The organism is Frigidibacter sp. SD6-1 (assembly GCF_030143255.1).
GTDB lineage: Bacteria > Pseudomonadota > Alphaproteobacteria > Rhodobacterales > Rhodobacteraceae > TMP-24.
In genome coordinates this window covers 23,586-39,883 of sequence record NZ_JARJNR010000006.1, presented here as the reverse complement: position 1 = coordinate 39,883, position 16,298 = coordinate 23,586, and the positions used below count along the sequence as shown (strand labels likewise).

Sequence of the window (16,298 nt, the reverse complement as noted above, 5' to 3'; positions counted from 1 at the left end):
GGGCAGGGGGCAGTCCATGCGGCGTGGTCAGGGCACGCTGTGGCTTGTCCTGATCCTTTGCCTGGTGCCTGAACTTTTGGCCAGCGCCTCTGACTACGGTCTCATCCCGCTTCGCTACCTGCGCCTGACCCTCGCCGACCGGTTCGCCTTCTGGCCCGTGCCGCCGCACTGGGCTGCCTATCCGGGCCAGATCTTCCTGATGTATCTCACCTATGCCTTCCTGCACGCGAACCCCGCGCACTTCCTGATGAACATGCTGGCGCTCTTCCCGCTGGGCCGCTGGCCCGCAGCGCGGCTCGGCGCCTTGCGCTTCCTCCTCCTCTATCTCGCGCTCGCGGTGGCAGGTGGGCTTGGCTATGCGCTTCTTCAGCGGGACGGCCAGCCGATGGTCGGCGCCTCGGGCGCCTTGTTCGGTCTCTACGCGCTCGTCCTCGGCTGGCGCTTCCGCCTCTTCGCTGACCGGCGCCGCGCCGTTCGCTGGGCCGGGCAGCAGTTGGTTCTTCTCGTCGTCCTTAACGGCGGGCTGATGCTGGCGATTCCCGACACGATCGCCTGGCAGACCCATCTTGGCGGGTTCCTCGGCGGTCTCCTCTTGGCGTGGGTCTTGCCGCCTCAGCGTCCAAGCTTGGCGAAGACCCGGTCGTAGGCCGCCAGAAGCTTCGGCGCCGAATGGGCCCAGCTCAGCTCCCGCAACACCCGTTCCCGCCCGATCCGCCCCATCTCGCGCCGCCGCTCTGGCGCGTCCATCAGAAGGGCGATCTTCGCCGCGAAATCGACCGGGTCGTTGGCACTGGCATAGACCGACGCTTCGCCCGCCGAGGCCCGGCCCTCCTTCAGGTCGAACTGCACCACCGGCTTTTCCAGCGTCATATATTCCATGACCTTGTTCATGGTGGAAATGTCGTTCATCGCATTCTTCGGGTCGGGGCTGACGCCGATGTCGCAGGAATTGAGCGCCCTCAACAGGTCGCCGCCATAAAGCGGCCCGGTGAAGGTGAAGTGGTCCGACAGGCCCCGGGCGGCCACATCCGCCTCGACATTCGGCAATTCCGGCCCGAAGCCGACGATCAGGAAATGCACATCGCCGCGCCCGATGACCCGGATCAGGTGATCGGCGGCGGCGACCAGAAGATCCATCCCCTCCTGCTGGCCGATCACGCCGACATAGCCCAGAACCGTGCCCGCGCCCTTGCGCATCGCCGGATCGGCGGGGCGGATCTCGAACTTCTCGATCTTGGGGGCGGAGCGGACGACGAACACATCCTCGGGCCGCATCTTTCCACGCCGCAGGGCGATCTCGCGGAAGCTTTCATTGGTGGCGATCGAGACGGAGGCGGTGGCGAAGGTCATCCGCTCCCAGATCAGCATGATCTTGTAAAGGAGGCCCTTCCTGCCGAACTTGGCTTCGAACAGTTCCGGGCAGACATCGTGATGGTCGAAAAGGTAGCGCACGCCCCGCAGCCGGTACCACCAGGCCAGAAGGAAGATCAGGTCGGGCGGGTTGCAGCCCTGGATCACGTCGAAGCCACGTTCGCGCCGCACCTTGCGGGCCAGCCGGAACCAATGGACCAGCGAATGCAGATATTCCCGCGCATAGGCTATGGCGCCGGAATGGGCCTCGACCGGTTCGGGGTAGCGGTAGATATGGATGCCCTCGATTTCCTCGTAGTGCTTGTCCCAGCCGCGCCCGGTTGGGCAGATCACGCTCACCTCATAGCCCGCCGCCTTCAGCGTTGTAGCTTCCAGCCAGACTCGGCGGTCGAGCGGCACGGGCAGGTTCTCGACGACGATCAGAATGCGCCGCCCGGTCGGTGACATCATCTCAAGGGCTCCGGTTTCACTGGTCCAACGCAGTATCTCACGGGCTCTGCTCCTGCAAAGCCCCGGCGGGCAATTCGAACTCCGCGATGACGGTCGGGATCAAGGAGACGAAATTGTTGTCGGAAATCAGCGTGGCAATCATGCGCCCCGCCGGATCGCGCCAGACATCCATTCCTTCGAAATCGCCGAAGGCGCCTGCCTCGGTCTGCAAAAGCACGTCGGGCGCGCCGAACCCCTCGCCCTCTGCCCTGTAGGCGGAAATGCGCGTCTGATAGCCGGACAGGATCGAATAGGAACGTTCGAGCACATAAAGCCGCCCGTCGGGGCCGAAGTCGGCATCCACCGCAGCGAAACTGCCGTCGGTGACAAGGCTCGGGCCCGTCACCCATGTCCGCCCGCCGCGATAGAGAAAGCTCGCATAGCCGTCGGGGCCGGGCGCTTCCCGAAGGGTCATTACGCGGCCGTCGTCGCTCAGGGCAAGCGATTCCATCCCCTCATTGCCCCAGATCGCGCGGAACCGGTCCCAGTCCTGCATTGGTTCGGGCTGCATCCCGGGCGGGCGGAAGCGCGCGACACGCGCATAGCTTTCGAATGCGACAAGGATAGCGCCGTCCGGCGCGACCCGCACTGCTTCGGCATCGCCATGGAAGCCCCGTGCCGGTTCGCCCTTGTTGTCGATAAAGCGCGCGGCGCCTGTCGCCTCGACGCCAGAGATCACGCCCGCCGCGTCGCGCAGGATAAGGCCGCTCAGCAACAGGCCATGATCGCTGACTGCATAGAACGCGCCGCCCGGCTCTGTGAAGGTGAAACCGGAAAGACCGCCGAACTCGGCCGACTGATCCTCCCAGATCACGGACCCCAGCAGCCGCGCCTGCCCGGGGCCATCGGCCCAGGCGGCGCCAGCCGCCGCGGCCGTCGCGAGCAAAGCGAGGAGGCCGCGCCTAGCGCCCGCGCTTGCCAAAGGCGATCTCCTGCGCGTCCGGCGTCAGCCGGTCGCGCACCATGCGCGGCGCGGGCAGGCCGTAGACCGCTGCAAGGATGGTCAGCGCCTGCGGCCAGGCGCCTTTCAGCGCCAGCTGCATCGCCTTCGCGGTCGCGTGCGCCATCGCCAGCGGCCAGGACAGGGGCAGGAAGCGGCGCACGAACTTCATCCGGCCCCGGTATTTGAACCAGATCGAGAAAGGCGAGGCGAGGCGGTTCAGCGTGGGCGAACCGATCGCCGTTCCCGCGTGATGGTGGACAAGAAAACCCGGTGCCACCACCAGTGCCAGATCGCCGCGCCTCAGCGCCCAGTCCACCTCTTCGTAATAGAGGAAGTAATCCTCGCGCATCGGCCCGACCTTCTCGTAGAAGCGCCGCGAAACGACCAGATTGGCGCCGGTGACGAAGTCCACCTCCTGCGCCTCGGGCTGCGGCATGCTCGCCGGGCGGCCGAGGTTGATATTGCCGGTCACGCCGGTCCAGCGGTTGATCGTGCCGCCGTCGATCTGGATGTTGCAGGGCGGCTCTGCATATTGCACCCGCCCGCCCATAATGCCGTAGCCCGGCCAGCGCGCGGCGGCGGCCAGGATCGCGTCCGTCGCGCCGGGATCGGCGAAGGCATCGGGGTTGAGCACCCAGAAATGCCCGATCTCCGGCCGGTCGGCGAGGGCCGCGAGCCCGATATTCACCCCGCCCGCGAACCCCCGGTTGGCGCCGGAATGGATCAGGCAAAGCCCGTCGGCCGGAGTGGCCGCCGAAGGCCAATTTTGCTCGCTCAGGCATGGCCGCCCGGGCGCGGCCGCCCAGTCGCGGATCGCGCCGACCGTGCCGTCGGTCGACTGGTTGTCCACGACGACTATGCCTGGTCGCTCACCCGTCTGCGACAAAAGGCTCGTGAGGCATTCGCCGATCACATCGGCGGCGTTGAAAGTGACGATCACCACACCAATCGTCGGCGACCCCCGGCGGTTCTGTTCACCTGACCCGCTCATCGGCGCCCCCGCCACCATTCGGTCGCGAAATGCCGCATCCCTGTCATGGTCAGCAGGGAAACCATCCCGAGCGCGAAGATCAACAGCAGCCCCCAATGCAGATGGTCCAGCATGGATTGCACCGGCGGATGGGCAAAGCTGTCATAGACGGCAAAGCCGGTCAGTGCGGCAGTCAGGCCGACCGGCAGGATCAACGGTCTCAGCTGAATGCCAGCCCATTTCTTCGCGAGCACCATGGAAAGCGCGAAGGCCAGGCCCTCTGCCACGCAGACGATCCAGATGATGGTGAATATGTCCCCGGTCCGGATCGCCACCCACCAGGAGAAAGGCAGCGAAGCGACCCGGATCAGGTTGCACCACATCGAACTTTGCGATTTCCCTATGGCCAAGGCGACGATGTTCGCGCCGCTCTTGGCGATGCGGATTGCCTGTAGCGCGGCGATGGGCACAAGCACGCCCAGGATCGACAGGTATTTGGGCCCTAAAAGCAGATAGGTCAGCGGCCCACCGACGATCGCTGTCCCCATCATCAATAGAACGGCGATCGCGAGGTTCGACTCGATTGCCGCGACCGACAGGCGCTGGAATGCGGCAGGGTCCGCGCGCGCTGCGGTCAACTGTGGCAGGAACAGCGACTGAAAGGAATTGAACAGAACGACTGTCGGGGTCAGCGTCAGCGTGAAGGCCATCGAGAAAAAGGCGAACTGCGTCACGCCCAGCTCCCTGAGCACGATCAGCCGCTCGCCGTTGAAAGCGCCGAAGATCAGCGCGCCGTCCAGAAGCAGCGGCCAGCCGAAAAGGGCCGCATGTTTCATCAGACCGAAATCGAGCGTCAGCCGGTAGGGTCGTTTCGCCGTCAGATGCGTTGTCGCGACCATGGCAATCGCCTGGGCGAACAACGCAAAGAGCATGATCCGGTAATCGCCGAACATCAGCGCCAGCGGCCAGAGCGACAGGACCGAGACGAAGGCCGGGATCGAGTTCACCAGCACCGTCGGCGTGAAATTCATATGCCGCCGTTCGCGGTGCACATCGTAGTGCTGAAAGCCGTTGATGAACGGGATCAGCGCCAGGATCTCATAGCTCCAAGCCACCCGCTCGACACCGAGAAACTGCGCATAAGGGTATGCGATGAGGAAGAGGACGATGGCGGAAAACGTGCCCCGCAGCACCTGAAAACCCTGCATCGCCGCCTGGAAACGCGGATTGTCGCCGTCCTTGTCGACCACCATCAGCTGGTTGAGCCCGAGGTAGGACAGCATCTCCACCACCGACATCGAGATCGCATAGGTCGAGGCGATGCCGTAATTCTCCGGGCTCATCAGCCGCGCGACGATCAGGTTGCGCAAGAGAAGGAAGATCGAGGCAAAGGCATTGCCCGACACCACCATGATTGCTTTCTTCAGCATGATCGGGGGTGGGGCCTTTGTGTCATCGGGGTTGCCAATGGTTTTCAACGCATTCGGCCCTGATCGCAAGCGCGGAACGCGGGCGCGCGCGCGACTTTTTCACATTTGTGCAAAGACTTGCCGAAAAGGCACGCTTGAGGCCTTTGCCGCGAACAATCGTCAGGTCCAGCCCGGCAGGCCCCGCTCGACCAGACCGGCTAGCCGGACAGCACGCGCGACATAGAGGCGCTGGCGCGGGTCGTCCGGCGCGGCCCGGCTCTGGATCCAGCCGCAGGAGGCAAGCGCGCGCAGAAGGACGCCGATCCTGAGGTCATCTTCGGTGAAAACGAGCGCCTGCCCGCGTTCGCCGTTGTAGCCTTCAAGTAGCGCGCGGGCGAGGTCGGGAAGCGTCGTTTCTTCAAGACTTTGCACGAGCGCGGTGCCGAGATCATAGATGCGGTAGCCATAACCGCTGTCGTCAAAGTCGATGAGCGACAGAGTCCCATCGGCGGCAAGCAGGTTTTCCCGCAGGACATCGGCATGGATCAGGCCGAAATCGGCGGCAAATCCGTCTCCACGCGCCAACCTCTCGTGAAGGGATGCCCGCAGCCGATGAAGCAGCGCACTCGCCTCGCTGTCGAGGCCAGGGTGCCGCCAGAACGCGCCCCAAAGCGGCGTGGCACCCAATAGACCTTCCGCATCCCATCGTGGTCGCGGCAGCGTGGGCGACAGGTCCAGACCGTCCGTCAGACTGTGCAGCCGGGCAATCAGCCTGCCGATATCGCGATGCAGGTCGGCCTGTTCGGCACGGCTTCCGCCAAGCGGCAGGGCGGCGCAGCCGACCGGTTCGCCCGCAATCCATTCGGTCGCGCTGACAATGCGGCCGCCGACTTCGGCCGTCACCTTGCCGCCCGGAAGGGGAACCGGCCCCGGCGTCGGAAAACCGCGCGCGGCGAGCGCGCCTGTCCACAGCAGCTCCGCCTCTATCGCCTTGCGGCTCTGGTAGCCCACGCGGTGCAGCCTAAGCGCGGCGCGACGCCCTCTGGAAAGCTCCATCCTGTAGACGATGTTCTCGCGCGCGACGATCAGTTCGGGTGTGGCGACCGCCCCCCAAAGCCGGGCGGCTTCGGCCGCGATCTCGGTTGTATCTTCGGCGGTCACACCGCAACCTCTTGCAGACTGTCGGCAAGCGCCTCGGCCGCGAAATCGGCCTCTGCCGTCCCGAACGGCATGGGCGGACGCAGTTTCAGGATATGCTGGGCGCGTCCGATCCGTCCGATCAGGATGCCGCGCGCCTTCATCGTCTCGACGACCGCCTCGGCCGCCTCCGGTGCGGGCATGCCGTCCCGCGCCAGTTCGACCGCGAAGAAAAGGCCCCGCGCCCGGACGCCCGCGATCAGCGGATGCGAGAGGGCCGCGAGGTGTCCTGCCATCCGGTCGCTCACCCGCGCCGCATGGTCCATCAACCCCTCTTCCTCGATCACGTCGAGAACCGCCATGGCGGCGGCGCAGGCCACCGGATTGCCGCCGAATGTGTTGAAATATCCAAATGCCTCGCGGAAAGCCGCCATCACATCCGGTCGCGCGACCACGCCCGCGACCGGATAGCCGTTGCCCATCGGCTTGCCCATCGTCGCCACATCGGGCGCGAAGCCCAGCCAGTCATGCCCCCACCACTGCCGCCCGAGCCGCCCGAACCCCGGCTGCACCTCATCCGAAATGATCAGCCCACCCGCCTTGCGCACCGCCGCCGCCGCCTGGTCGAGGAACCCCGGCGCCACATCCGGCAGGCCTTCGTTTGCAAAGATCGGGCAGAGGATCAGGGCGGCGCAGCCGAAGCCCGCCTCCTCCAGTTCCCTGATCGCGCGGGCGACATTGACCCCGAAAGCCGCACCATCGCAGCCGCCCGGCACCAGCCCGTCCGGCGCGGGGACGCGCCGGACATGGGGCGGCCAGCCGCCGATGGGCGGACGGCGCGTATTCAGCGCCGACACGGCGGCCGTATTGCCATGATAGGTATTGTCGGTCGCAATCAGCCCGGTCCTGCCGGTCGCCGCCTGCGCCATGCGAAGGGCTATATCGTTCGCCTCGGACCCGGTGCAGACCATGATCGCCTGGGAAAGGCCATGGCCGAAGGTCGCCGTCAGCCGTTCCAGATAGTCGAGTATTCCGGCGTGCAGATAGCGGGTATGGGTGTTCAAGAGCGCCGATTGCCGGGCGATCGCCTCAACCACCTTCGGGTGGCAATGGCCGACGTGCGGCACATTGTTGTAGCAGTCGAGATAGCGGCGGCCTTCGGCGTCATGAAGCCAGACCCCGTCGCCGCGCACGATATGCACCGGCTCGCGGTAGAAGGTCGGGACATTGGGGCCAAGAAGTGCTGCCCGCCGCTCAAGAAGATCACTCATCCTCGACCTTCCCCCGCATGGCCTTGACCTCGGACCTTTCCGCCTTGGACTTCAAGCGCCGCTGCTGGCTGCCATAGGTCGGCTTGGTCGCCACCCGCCGCTTCGGCGCCACCAGCGCCGCGCGGATCAGGTCCGACAGCCGTTCGCGCGCGATCTCGCGATTGCGCGCCTGGCTGCGGGTCTCCTCGACCTGGATCAGGATGGCGCCGTCGGTGGTCCAGCGCCGCCCGGCAAGCCGCTTCAGCCTTGCCTTGACGGCTGCGGGCAGATGCGGGCTGCGTTCCGCCTCGAACCGCAGATCGACCGCCGTCGAGACCTTGTTCACATTCTGCCCGCCAGGCCCGGAAGAGCGGGAAAAGCTTTCCGAAAGCTCCCAGTCGGCGATCGTGAGTGTGTCGGTGATCCAGAGCATGATCCGGGTTCTCGCCCGGCCTTCGCGCGCGGTCAAGGATTGCGCGGTGCGGCCGGGGGCGGTGCAAATTTTTTCGCGAAAAAATTTGCCAAAATCCTTCGCGAAGGATTTTGGGCGTCAGCCGGCGCGACCTGTCTTGTCCGTATGTCTTGCCCAGAGGTCGGGGCGGCGTTCCCGCGTGATCCGCTCGGCCTCCGCCCGCCGCCACCTCGCGATCTCGCCGTGATGGCCGGACATGAGGACGGCCGGGATTTCGCGACCCTGCCAGACCTGCGGTCTTGTATATTGGGGATATTCCAGAAGCCCCGCCGAGAAGCTTTCCTCCTCGGTCGAGGCGGCGTTGCCGAGGACGCCGGGCAGAAGCCTGACGGTCGCGTCGATCAGCGCCTGCGCGGCGATCTCTCCACCGGTCAGGACGAAATCGCCAAGGCTCACTTCCTCGATCCCGAAGGCCTCGATCACCCGTTCATCCACGCCCTCGAACCTGCCGCAGAGAAGGGTCAGGCCCTCTGCCGCGGCAAAGCGGCGGGCCATGGCCTGATCGAACGGTCGCCCGCGCGGGGAGAGGTAGAGGAGCGGCCAGCGCGCCCGGTCGTCCGGCGCGCCGCGCGCCGCCTCGTCGAGCGCGCGTGAGACGACATCGGGGCGCAGGACCATGCCCGCCCCGCCGCCCGCGGGGGTGTCGTCGACATTGCGGTGGCGCCCCTCGCCGAAGGGGCGCAGGTCGATGGTTTCAAGCGCCCACTTGCCTTCGGCCAGGGCCTTGCCGGTCAGGCTGAGGCCAAGCGTGCCGGGAAAAGCCTCGGGAAAGAGCGTGATGATCCGTGCGGTCCAGGCGTCCTTGAGGCGCGGCCTGTCGGTCAACAGTTCGCGCGGGCGCAGCGCTGCGGAAATGGCAAGGCGACCGTGAGATTTGGGCTTTTCATCACTCATCGCCCTGATCCTCGGACCCCAAGTCATCAGGCGGATCGGCGATGATGCGGCGGGCCGTCAGATCGACGGTCGGAACGGCCGCCCTGGTGAAGGGCACAAGGAGCCCGCCGCCCGGCGCCGTGATCTCCAGAAAGTCGCCCGCGCCGTGGTTGTGGACCGCCTTCACCCGGCCGAGCGGGCGGCCGGACGTGTCCAGCACCTCAAGCCCGATGAGGTCGGCATGATAGAATTCATCGTCGGGAAGGTTGGGCAGCTTGTCGCGGTCGGCGTAAAGCTCGAAGCCGCGCAGCGCATCCGCCTCTTCCTTGGTATTGATGCCCGAGAGCCGGGCGGTGAGGCCGCCGCCGGAGCCGCGGGTCAGGCGCAGCGTGAAGCTGCGGCTGCCGTCCTTGGACCAGAGCGGCGCATAGGCGGCGATGGCCTCGGGCTGGGCGCAGAAGCTTTTCAGCCGCACTTCGCCCTTGACCCCGAATGCCCCCGCGATGGCGCCGACGCAGATGCGATCCGCCATGTCAGCCCCCCGCGCAGTCGGCCGCCGGGGCAGGTTCCCCGGCGAACAGGTTGTCGGCCTTCACGCCCGCCCAGAAGGCCGCCGCGCACAGCGTGACGGTCACGATACGGCGCAGGAAAAAGCCAACGAACATGGTGGCTTACTCGGCCGCCGCTTCGGATTTCGCGGCCTTTTCCTCGGCGCGCTTCTTGGCCTTGTCGCCGGGTTCGGCCTTCTTCATGTTGGCGCGGGTGGTCTTGGGCTTGGCGCCAGAAGCTTCGAGGAAGCGGGCGACGCGGTCGGTCGGCTGGGCGCCTTGGGCGAGCCAGTGGTTCACGCGTTCCATGTTCATCACAACGCGCTTCTCGTCATCCTTGGCGAGCAGCGGGTTGTAGGTGCCGAGCTTCTCGATGAAGCGGCCGTCGCGCGGCATGCGGCTGTCGGATGCAACGATCGAATAGAACGGGCGCTTCTTGGAACCGCCGCGCGCCAGACGGATTTTCATAGCCATGTGTTTTCTCCTTTGGATGGCTTCGTAGGATGGGCAATATTGCCCATCCTACCGGGTTGCTATTTCTGTAGTTTCTCGTGATGCCTGATGACTTCGGAGATGATGAAGGTCAGGAATTTCTTCGCGAGTTCGGGGTCGAGGTCGGCCTCTCGTGCCAGGGCCTCCAGCCGCGCCATCTGGGTCGCCTCGCGTACCGGATCGGCGGGCGGCAGCTCGTGCGCGGCCTTCAGCCGCCCGACCGCCTGGGTCTGCTTGAACCGCTCGGCGAGCGTATAGACAAGGATCGCGTCCAGCCGGTCGATGGCGTCGCGATGTTCGCTCAGAAGCGCTGCCGCGCGGGTTGCCGTGTCCATCATAGGCCCCTTCCCAAAAGGCTGGCAGGCGTCGGTCTTGCGTCCCGCACCCGTCCCGCATCCGTCCCGACACGCAGTAACCATTTCATAGCCGATCCCCCGGTGATGGATGGCGCCAGACATCGACGCATTTCCCGGACGGCGTCTGCCACTGCCCGTCCTTGCGCGCGCCCAGCCGTGATGCCAGCGCCGCCGAGCGGGCGTTGCCCGGCTCGATGTAGCTGACGGCTCGGTCCCAGCCGAGCTGCCTGAACGCGAAGGAGATCATCGTTTCCGCCGCCTCGCGTGCAAGGCCTCTGCCCTCGTCCGCACCGTCCCAGAGCGTCCATTTGATCTCGCGCTCAGCCTGGCCGCCCGGGTGCCAGGGGCCGAAGAGGCCGACCGGCTGGCCGTCGTCCAGCCGCTCGCCGACGAAGGGGCCGAAGCCGCGCAGCGCATGATGGCCGATGATCGCGGCCCAGTGGCGCCAGGCCTCGTGCGGGCGGCAGGACCAGCCGCGTTCGGCCGCGCGCGGGCCGGTCTGAAAGGCGGTCATGGCGTCGAGATGCCTTTCGGCCGGCATGCAGAAACGCAGGCGCGCGCTGGGCGGGGGTGTCAAGGTCATGCGCGCGCCTCCGGGCCGGGGTGGCGGTAGACGCGGCAATCCGGTCCGACGGCGGTTTCGGCCGAACGGTCGCGACGGGCGCCGAGCCGTTCCGCCAGCCGGGCGGACCGGTCGTTACCCCGATCGACATAGCTGACCAGCGATTGCAGGCCGAGGCCGCGGAAGGCATGGTCCCGCGCCGCCCCGGCCGCCTCGACGGCGAGGCCCCGGCCCTCGGCGGCGGCGGTGAAGAGATAGCCCAGTTCCGGTTCCTGGTCGCCCGGCTCGAATCCGATCAGGACGAAGCCGAGAAGGTCCGCGCCGTCGCGGCTTTCGACCGACCAGAGGCCATGGCCGCGCAGGAGCCAGGTCGCCGTCGCCTGGGTGAAGTCGCGCCAGCCGTCGTCGCGCGTCATCGGCCCGCCGATGAAGGTGGCGCGTTCGGAACATTCGATCTCGGCCCAGGTGTCGAAATCCGCGAGCCGCGGCGCGCGCAGCCTGAGGCGCGCGGTTTCGATCGTCGGGACAAGGGCGGCCAGCGCCGCGGCGAGGGCGGCGGCCGGTCCATCCGGTGCGGGCTGTTCCCAGGGGCGGATCATGACCCGGCCCCCGCTTCCGGGGCGCTGCCCCGGACCCCGGAGTATTTCGACAAAGAAGAAACGGGGCGGATCATGCGCGCGCCTCGCGGCCGGGGTGGCGCCAGCGGTTCACACTGTGGGGCACGTCGGTGCGGTGGGGGCCTTGGTTCGCCGCGCCAAGGCGCCGTGCCACGCGCTCGGATGCGGAATTTGCCGGGTCGATGAGGCTCATCAGCGGGCCGAACCCACATGTCTCGTATGCCCAGTCGCGCGCCGCCAACGCGGCCTCGGTCGCAAAGCCGCGCCCCTGGAAGGCGGGATAGATCACCCAGCTCAGTTCAGGCTCGCTACGCCAGCCCGGGTGGAAGATGCCGACGCGGCCGACCGGCGTGGCCGTCGCCGTCTCGCTGACCCAGAAGGTGCCATAGCCGCGCAGCGTCCATTGCCCGGCCTGCATCGCGACCCCGACCCAGGCGTCCTCGCTGTCCGAAGGGCCGCCGAGAAAGCGCGAGGTATCGGTGGCGCAGAAGGCGATGAAGGCGGCGCAATGGGCGTCATTGACCGGGCCGAGGGTCAGCCGGCCGGATTGCAGCGTGGGGGCGCCGTTGTGGAACCTCATGGCCGCCCTCCGAGATCGTGGCGGATCACCACGTCGCCGGGGTCGACGCCGGGAAGCGTCGGGTCGATCACGCCGCCGAGGCGGAGGCCGAGGGCGATGGAGCGGGCGTTCGCGGGGTCGATGATGTTGGTGACATGGGGCCAGTCGAAGCTGGCACGCACCCAGTCGAGGACGGCGCGGGCGGCCTCGGCCGCATAGCCCTTGCCCTCGGCCTCGGGCACGACGAACCAGCCCAGTTCCGGGCCGGGGAAATCGTCGCCGTGATAGATGCCGACCTCGCCCAGATAGGCGCCGGTCGCGCGGTCATCCATGCCGAAGGGGCCGTAGCCCTTCAGTTGCCAGATCGCCACGTCGGCGGCCCAGGTGCGCCAGGCGTCGATGCGGCTCATCATGCCCCGTTCGTGGATCGAGCGGGGGGAGGCGAAGAACGCCGCCCAATGTTCGAAATCGGCGAGTTTGGGGGCGCGGAGGATGAGGCGCCGGGTGTGGAGGGTGGGGATCATGCGCGACCCCCGGCATGGTGGCGCCAGGTCAGCGTCGGTTCGTCGCCGTAGGGGTGGGGGGCGTCGGGATCGGGCGTTGCGCCCATCCGTTCGCAGAGGCGGTGCGAGCGGTGGTTGGCGGGGTCGGTGTAGCTGACGGCGGTCCGGTGGCCGCTCGCTGCGAAGAACCAGTCGCGGGCGGCGGTGGCGCCCTCGAGTGCGAGGCCCCTGCCTTCGAGGTCGGCCGACCAGAGGCTCCATCCGAGTTCGGGTTCGGGGTGGGTTTGCGGGAAATAGGGGCCGATGCCGCCGATGGCTTCGCCGGTGTCGCGGAAGGTGACGGTGAAGAGGCCGAAGCCGTGGCGGCGCCATTGGTCGATGACGTCGGCGAGGCTGTCGCGGGTTTTCTCGTAAGTCCAGGGGCCGCCCACCATCTGTGAGCGGTCCGAGGCCCAGAAACGGGCGCTGGCGTCGAGGTCGGCCATGGTGGGGACGCGCAGGGTGAGGCGCGCGGTGTGCAGCGTGGTCATGTCGGCGCCCCCCACCCTCTCCCTCCCCACGAGGGGGAGGGAAGCGCGAGGATTGCGGGCGTGGTGTTATCCGCATGCATAGCGGACGACAGAAGGGCGCTTCCCTCCCCCTTGTGGGGAGGGAGAGGGTGGGGGGATCGTCCCGCCACGCGCCCGAATGTCCGCGTCAGGTTCACTTCTTCTTCCCGAACCCCAGCCCGCCGAGGCCGGAAAGCCCGCCCGGGAGTTTCAGCCCGCCGAGGCCGCCGAGGCCCGGCAGCTTGCCGCCCATGCCTTCCTGCATGCCCTTGGCCATGGCCTCCATTTCGGCGGGGCTCATCGAGGCGAGGTCCTTGGGCATGTCGGCGCCGCCCCCGAGACCCTTGCCGCCCATCATCTGCATCGCGGCCTTCATCATGCCGCCCTTGCCCATCTTGCCCATCTTCTTCATCATGTCGGCCATCTGCCGGTGCTGTTTCAGAAGGCGGTTCAGTTCGGCAACGTCGAGACCGGCGCCCGCCGCCACCCGGCGCTTGCGCGAGGCGGCCATCAGGTCGGGGTTGGCGCGTTCCTTTTTCGTCATCGAGTTGATGAGCGCGATCTGGCGGCGCAGCATGCGGTCGTCGAAACCGGCCTGCTCGGCCTGCTTGGCCATCTTGCCCATGCCGGGCATCATGCCCATCAGCCCCTGCATGCCGCCCATCTTGAGCATCTGCTCGAGCTGGCCCTTGAGGTCGTTCATGTTGAACAGGCCCTTGGCAAAGCGCTTGGCCATGCGCTCCGCCTCGGCGATCTCCATCGTCTCGCGGGCTTTCTCGACCAGCGCGACGATGTCGCCCATGCCGAGGATGCGGCCCGCGATCCGTTCGGCGTCGAAGGCGTCGATCGCGTCCATCTTTTCGCCGAGGCCCACGAAGCGGATGGGCTTGCCGGTCACGGCGCGCATGGAAAGCGCGGCGCCGCCGCGGCCGTCGCCGTCCATCCTTGTGAGGACGACGCCGGAGATGCCGACCTTGGCCTCGAACTCGGTCGCGACGTTCACGGCGTCCTGCCCCGTGAGGCCGTCGACGACCAGAAGGGTTTCGCGGGGCTGGGCGATGTCGCGGACGGCCTGGACCTCGGCCATCAGCGCTTCGTCGATATGAAGGCGCCCGGCAGTGTCGAGCATGTAGACGTCATAGCCGCCGAGTGTCGCCTGGCTCTTGGCGCGTTTCGCGATCTGGACGGCGCTTTCGCCTTTCACGATCGGCAGGGTATCGACGCCGATCTGGGTCCCGAGGATCTGAAGCTGTTCCATCGCGGCGGGGCGGTTGGTGTCGAGCGAGGCCATCAGCACGCGCTTGCCGTTCTTCTCGGTCAGGCGCTTGGCCAGCTTCGCCGTGGTCGTGGTCTTGCCCGAGCCCTGCAGGCCGACCATCAGGAGGGCCGAGGGCGGGTTGTCGATCTTCAGCGCCTCGGGCTCGCCGTCGCCCGCCAGGACGCGCACAAGCTCGTCATGGACGATCTTCACCACCTGCTGGCCGGGGGTGACGGATTTCGTCACCGCCTGGCCGGTGGCGCCCGCCTCGACCCGTTTCACGAAATCCTGCACGACGGGCAGCGAAACGTCGGCTTCGAGAAGCGCCACGCGGACCTCGCGCAGCGCCGCCTTCACGTCGGCTTCCGAGAGCGCGCCCTGTTTGGTGAGGCGCTCGAAAACACCGCCAAGGCGTTCTGACAGGCTCTCGAACATTCTCTCACTCCTTCGCCGGTTGCCCGGGTGATATAGTCCAGCTTCGCCCTTGCGCCCCGCGCCAAAGCAGAATGACACCTGTGGGCGCAACGCGCTGACAGATGGCGATCCCGGCCTTTGGCCTCAGGACCGGAAGCGCAAACTTCCGGGGGTTTGGGTGGGCGCTTACGCCGCTTGGGGGCGGGAGTCAAGGAAAGCGGTTGGATACAATCCTGAAGTGAAAAGTGGAATCAACCAGAATCCTATGATAGTATTCGCCATGTGATCAACCGGGGGGCTGACATGCACACTATCAAGACTTCACGTCGCCATGTCGTTGCTGGGCTCGTGCTGGGCTCGGGTGCGGCAGCCATCGGCAATGCCCAAGAAACGTTGGAGCTTTTGGTCGATGCCACGGCGGTCCGCGTCTTTCATGGCGCTGGCCTCGCCGAGGCAGGAGCCGTGCTGGGCGAGGATCTGGCACTGTCGCAGGCGGGTCTCAACAAGACGCTCGAGGCGTTGGCGCAGCGAGAAGTGATCGGCGGCAGCGATCTTGAGGCACTGCGCCGATTTCTCGATACGATATTCGGCGCACCGGGCCTTCCCGAATTGATAGAAGCGGTACTGGCGCTCTACGAGGAGGTCATAGAAAGCCTTGGTGATGTCGCCAAGATGATCGCCGCGGTGATCGCCGACAGTGCTGACTATGCAAGGGAACGCCTTGCCAATTTTCCACTCGAGACGGCCGTGCTGGTGATCGCGCACGATGCGCAATCAGGGATCGAAGGTGCGGGTGTTGGAGCAGGAATCGGTTCGCTCTTCCCGGGTATCGGCCAAGTGGCCGGAGCGATCATCGGCGGGCTGGTGGCTGGCGTGAGCGGTTCCGTCATCGGTTATTACGACTTCGCGGGCCGCGCACGCTAAGGCATGAGGGCAGGCTTGACCGGCACTATTGCCGCCACTTCCCCACCCGGCGGCCCGTGTAAAGACTCAATGCATATCAGCACTAACGCTGGTGTCTGCGATGTGGTTAGCGTCCTGCTGGTCCGCGATCCATCTGCGGGCAGCGACTGAGGGCGTCAGGCGGACATTCATTCGTTGCCGGTGACGCCGTCGCAGGTGGTTTCCTGGGCGCCGCAGATGCCGCGCACCCAGATGGGCGCCTCGGTCCTTTGGTCCGCGAGCCAGAGCGCGGTCCGGTCGGGATCGCCCCAGGCATGCACGTCGGTGATCGCGGCATAGCCGTCACGGATGTCGGTGATGGTAACTTCGCCGCCCATCCTGCCGTGATCAGGATCGTCGACCATCGGCACGTTGCCGATCTGCGCGGCGCCCGTCGTCGGCGCCGCAAGGATCGCCGACGCACCGGGCACCTCGCTGCGGACGAAAGCGGGCAGGGTGCAGGCGGCGAGGGCGGCATGTGACGGCAGCCCGGCAAGCGCCAGACAGGCGAGCAGGCGCTTCGGGCGGCAGGGAAAGGGCCTGACGTGCGGGGCGTGCATGGGACCATCTTTCGCGGCGGTCTGC

At 66.8% G+C, this 16,298-nt stretch carries 21 protein-coding genes; 2 read left to right on the top strand and 19 right to left on the bottom strand.

Annotated features, from left to right (window positions below):
- Positions 1-16: 16 nt before the first annotated feature.
- Positions 17-646, top strand: coding sequence for a rhomboid family intramembrane serine protease (locus P0645_RS12150; RefSeq protein ID WP_284164856.1), 630 nt, complete (start codon positions 17-19; stop codon positions 644-646).
- On the opposite strand, the gene P0645_RS12145 is transcribed toward P0645_RS12150, so the two are convergent.
- From P0645_RS12145 to ffh, 18 genes are all read right to left on the bottom strand, one after another.
- Complete coding sequence (locus P0645_RS12145) at positions 613-1,821, bottom strand: glycosyltransferase family 4 protein (protein WP_284164855.1); 1,209 nt, start codon at positions 1,819-1,821, stop codon at positions 613-615. The genes P0645_RS12150 and P0645_RS12145 overlap by 34 nt on opposite strands.
- A 37-nt stretch (positions 1,822-1,858) precedes the next feature.
- Positions 1,859-2,782: an esterase-like activity of phytase family protein gene (locus P0645_RS12140; protein WP_284164854.1), complete on the bottom strand. Its 924-nt coding sequence runs from the start codon at positions 2,780-2,782 to the stop codon at positions 1,859-1,861.
- Complete coding sequence (locus tag P0645_RS12135) at positions 2,763-3,794, bottom strand: glycosyltransferase (protein ID WP_284164853.1); 1,032 nt, start codon at positions 3,792-3,794, stop codon at positions 2,763-2,765. The genes P0645_RS12140 and P0645_RS12135 overlap by 20 nt, the downstream gene beginning before the upstream one ends.
- Positions 3,791-5,203, bottom strand: a complete 1,413-nt coding sequence (locus tag P0645_RS12130; RefSeq protein WP_284164852.1) for an oligosaccharide flippase family protein — start codon at positions 5,201-5,203, stop codon at positions 3,791-3,793. The genes P0645_RS12135 and P0645_RS12130 overlap by 4 nt, the downstream gene beginning before the upstream one ends.
- Before the next feature lie 159 nt (positions 5,204-5,362).
- Complete coding sequence (locus P0645_RS12125) at positions 5,363-6,343, bottom strand: phosphotransferase enzyme family protein (RefSeq protein WP_284164851.1); 981 nt, start codon at positions 6,341-6,343, stop codon at positions 5,363-5,365.
- On the bottom strand, positions 6,340-7,590 hold the full coding sequence (locus P0645_RS12120) for an aspartate aminotransferase family protein (protein WP_284164850.1): 1,251 nt from the start codon (positions 7,588-7,590) through the stop codon (positions 6,340-6,342). The genes P0645_RS12125 and P0645_RS12120 overlap by 4 nt, the downstream gene beginning before the upstream one ends.
- The gene (gene arfB, locus P0645_RS12115) at positions 7,583-8,002 is read right to left on the bottom strand and encodes an alternative ribosome rescue aminoacyl-tRNA hydrolase ArfB (protein WP_284164849.1); all 420 of its coding nucleotides are present in this window, start codon (positions 8,000-8,002) and stop codon (positions 7,583-7,585) included. The genes P0645_RS12120 and arfB overlap by 8 nt, the downstream gene beginning before the upstream one ends.
- Positions 8,003-8,119: 117 nt before the next feature.
- On the bottom strand, positions 8,120-8,935 hold the full coding sequence (gene trmD, locus P0645_RS12110) for a tRNA (guanosine(37)-N1)-methyltransferase TrmD (RefSeq protein ID WP_284164848.1): 816 nt from the start codon (positions 8,933-8,935) through the stop codon (positions 8,120-8,122).
- A complete protein-coding gene (gene rimM, locus P0645_RS12105) occupies positions 8,928-9,446 on the bottom strand; it encodes a ribosome maturation factor RimM (protein WP_284164847.1) in 519 nt (172 codons plus the stop codon). Before rimM ends, trmD begins: the two co-directional genes overlap by 8 nt.
- A gap of 1 nt (position 9,447) precedes the next feature.
- Positions 9,448-9,579 (bottom strand): hypothetical protein, encoded by a 132-nt coding sequence (locus tag P0645_RS12100; RefSeq protein ID WP_284164846.1) that lies wholly within the window; start codon positions 9,577-9,579, stop codon positions 9,448-9,450.
- Between the two features lie 6 nt (positions 9,580-9,585).
- Positions 9,586-9,936, bottom strand: a complete 351-nt coding sequence (gene rpsP / locus P0645_RS12095; protein ID WP_284164845.1) for a 30S ribosomal protein S16 — start codon at positions 9,934-9,936, stop codon at positions 9,586-9,588.
- A gap of 59 nt (positions 9,937-9,995) precedes the next feature.
- Positions 9,996-10,292, bottom strand: a complete 297-nt coding sequence (locus P0645_RS12090; RefSeq protein WP_284164844.1) for a chorismate mutase — start codon at positions 10,290-10,292, stop codon at positions 9,996-9,998.
- A gap of 82 nt (positions 10,293-10,374) precedes the next feature.
- Positions 10,375-10,893: a GNAT family N-acetyltransferase gene (locus tag P0645_RS12085; protein WP_284164843.1), complete on the bottom strand. Its 519-nt coding sequence runs from the start codon at positions 10,891-10,893 to the stop codon at positions 10,375-10,377.
- Positions 10,890-11,471, bottom strand: coding sequence for a GNAT family N-acetyltransferase (locus tag P0645_RS12080; protein ID WP_284164842.1), 582 nt, complete (start codon positions 11,469-11,471; stop codon positions 10,890-10,892). The genes P0645_RS12085 and P0645_RS12080 overlap by 4 nt, the downstream gene beginning before the upstream one ends.
- A 70-nt stretch (positions 11,472-11,541) precedes the next feature.
- Complete coding sequence (locus P0645_RS12075; RefSeq protein WP_284164841.1) at positions 11,542-12,069, bottom strand: GNAT family N-acetyltransferase; 528 nt, start codon at positions 12,067-12,069, stop codon at positions 11,542-11,544.
- Positions 12,066-12,572, bottom strand: a complete 507-nt coding sequence (locus P0645_RS12070; protein ID WP_284164840.1) for a GNAT family N-acetyltransferase — start codon at positions 12,570-12,572, stop codon at positions 12,066-12,068. The genes P0645_RS12075 and P0645_RS12070 overlap by 4 nt, the downstream gene beginning before the upstream one ends.
- A complete protein-coding gene (locus P0645_RS12065; RefSeq protein ID WP_284164839.1) occupies positions 12,569-13,081 on the bottom strand; it encodes a GNAT family N-acetyltransferase in 513 nt (170 codons plus the stop codon). The genes P0645_RS12070 and P0645_RS12065 overlap by 4 nt, the downstream gene beginning before the upstream one ends.
- A 172-nt stretch (positions 13,082-13,253) precedes the next feature.
- A complete protein-coding gene (gene ffh, locus P0645_RS12060) occupies positions 13,254-14,792 on the bottom strand; it encodes a signal recognition particle protein (RefSeq protein ID WP_284164838.1) in 1,539 nt (512 codons plus the stop codon).
- 282 nt (positions 14,793-15,074) lie between these two features.
- On the opposite strand from ffh, the gene P0645_RS12055 reads away from it, so the two are divergent.
- On the top strand, positions 15,075-15,695 hold the full coding sequence (locus P0645_RS12055; protein WP_284164837.1) for a hypothetical protein: 621 nt from the start codon (positions 15,075-15,077) through the stop codon (positions 15,693-15,695).
- Between the two features lie 167 nt (positions 15,696-15,862).
- Here P0645_RS12055 and P0645_RS12050 read toward each other — a convergent pair whose 3' ends face one another.
- Positions 15,863-16,273 (bottom strand): hypothetical protein, encoded by a 411-nt coding sequence (locus P0645_RS12050; RefSeq protein ID WP_284164836.1) that lies wholly within the window; start codon positions 16,271-16,273, stop codon positions 15,863-15,865.
- Positions 16,274-16,298 lie beyond the last annotated feature (25 nt).

Excerpts from the sequence above, each read along its gene's own strand:
- P0645_RS12150 (WP_284164856.1), top strand. The coding sequence starts at position 17 with ATGCGGCGTGGTCAGGGCACGCTGTGGCTTGTCCTGATCCTTTGCCTG.
- P0645_RS12145 (WP_284164855.1), bottom strand. The coding sequence starts at position 1,821 with ATGATGTCACCGACCGGGCGGCGCATTCTGATCGTCGTCGAGAACCTG.
- P0645_RS12135 (WP_284164853.1), bottom strand. The coding sequence starts at position 3,794 with ATGAGCGGGTCAGGTGAACAGAACCGCCGGGGGTCGCCGACGATTGGT.
- P0645_RS12130 (WP_284164852.1), bottom strand. The coding sequence starts at position 5,203 with ATGCTGAAGAAAGCAATCATGGTGGTGTCGGGCAATGCCTTTGCCTCG.
- P0645_RS12120 (WP_284164850.1), bottom strand. The coding sequence starts at position 7,590 with ATGAGTGATCTTCTTGAGCGGCGGGCAGCACTTCTTGGCCCCAATGTC.
- arfB (WP_284164849.1), bottom strand. The coding sequence starts at position 8,002 with ATGCTCTGGATCACCGACACACTCACGATCGCCGACTGGGAGCTTTCG.
- trmD (WP_284164848.1), bottom strand. The coding sequence starts at position 8,935 with ATGAGTGATGAAAAGCCCAAATCTCACGGTCGCCTTGCCATTTCCGCA.
- rimM (WP_284164847.1), bottom strand. The coding sequence starts at position 9,446 with ATGGCGGATCGCATCTGCGTCGGCGCCATCGCGGGGGCATTCGGGGTC.
- P0645_RS12100 (WP_284164846.1), bottom strand. The coding sequence starts at position 9,579 with ATGTTCGTTGGCTTTTTCCTGCGCCGTATCGTGACCGTCACGCTGTGC.
- rpsP (WP_284164845.1), bottom strand. The coding sequence starts at position 9,936 with ATGGCTATGAAAATCCGTCTGGCGCGCGGCGGTTCCAAGAAGCGCCCG.
- P0645_RS12090 (WP_284164844.1), bottom strand. The coding sequence starts at position 10,292 with ATGATGGACACGGCAACCCGCGCGGCAGCGCTTCTGAGCGAACATCGC.
- P0645_RS12085 (WP_284164843.1), bottom strand. The coding sequence starts at position 10,893 with ATGACCTTGACACCCCCGCCCAGCGCGCGCCTGCGTTTCTGCATGCCG.
- P0645_RS12080 (WP_284164842.1), bottom strand. The coding sequence starts at position 11,471 with ATGATCCGCCCCTGGGAACAGCCCGCACCGGATGGACCGGCCGCCGCC.
- P0645_RS12075 (WP_284164841.1), bottom strand. The coding sequence starts at position 12,069 with ATGAGGTTCCACAACGGCGCCCCCACGCTGCAATCCGGCCGGCTGACC.
- P0645_RS12070 (WP_284164840.1), bottom strand. The coding sequence starts at position 12,572 with ATGATCCCCACCCTCCACACCCGGCGCCTCATCCTCCGCGCCCCCAAA.
- P0645_RS12065 (WP_284164839.1), bottom strand. The coding sequence starts at position 13,081 with ATGACCACGCTGCACACCGCGCGCCTCACCCTGCGCGTCCCCACCATG.
- ffh (WP_284164838.1), bottom strand. The coding sequence starts at position 14,792 with ATGTTCGAGAGCCTGTCAGAACGCCTTGGCGGTGTTTTCGAGCGCCTC.
- P0645_RS12055 (WP_284164837.1), top strand. The coding sequence starts at position 15,075 with ATGCACACTATCAAGACTTCACGTCGCCATGTCGTTGCTGGGCTCGTG.
- P0645_RS12050 (WP_284164836.1), bottom strand. The coding sequence starts at position 16,273 with ATGCACGCCCCGCACGTCAGGCCCTTTCCCTGCCGCCCGAAGCGCCTG.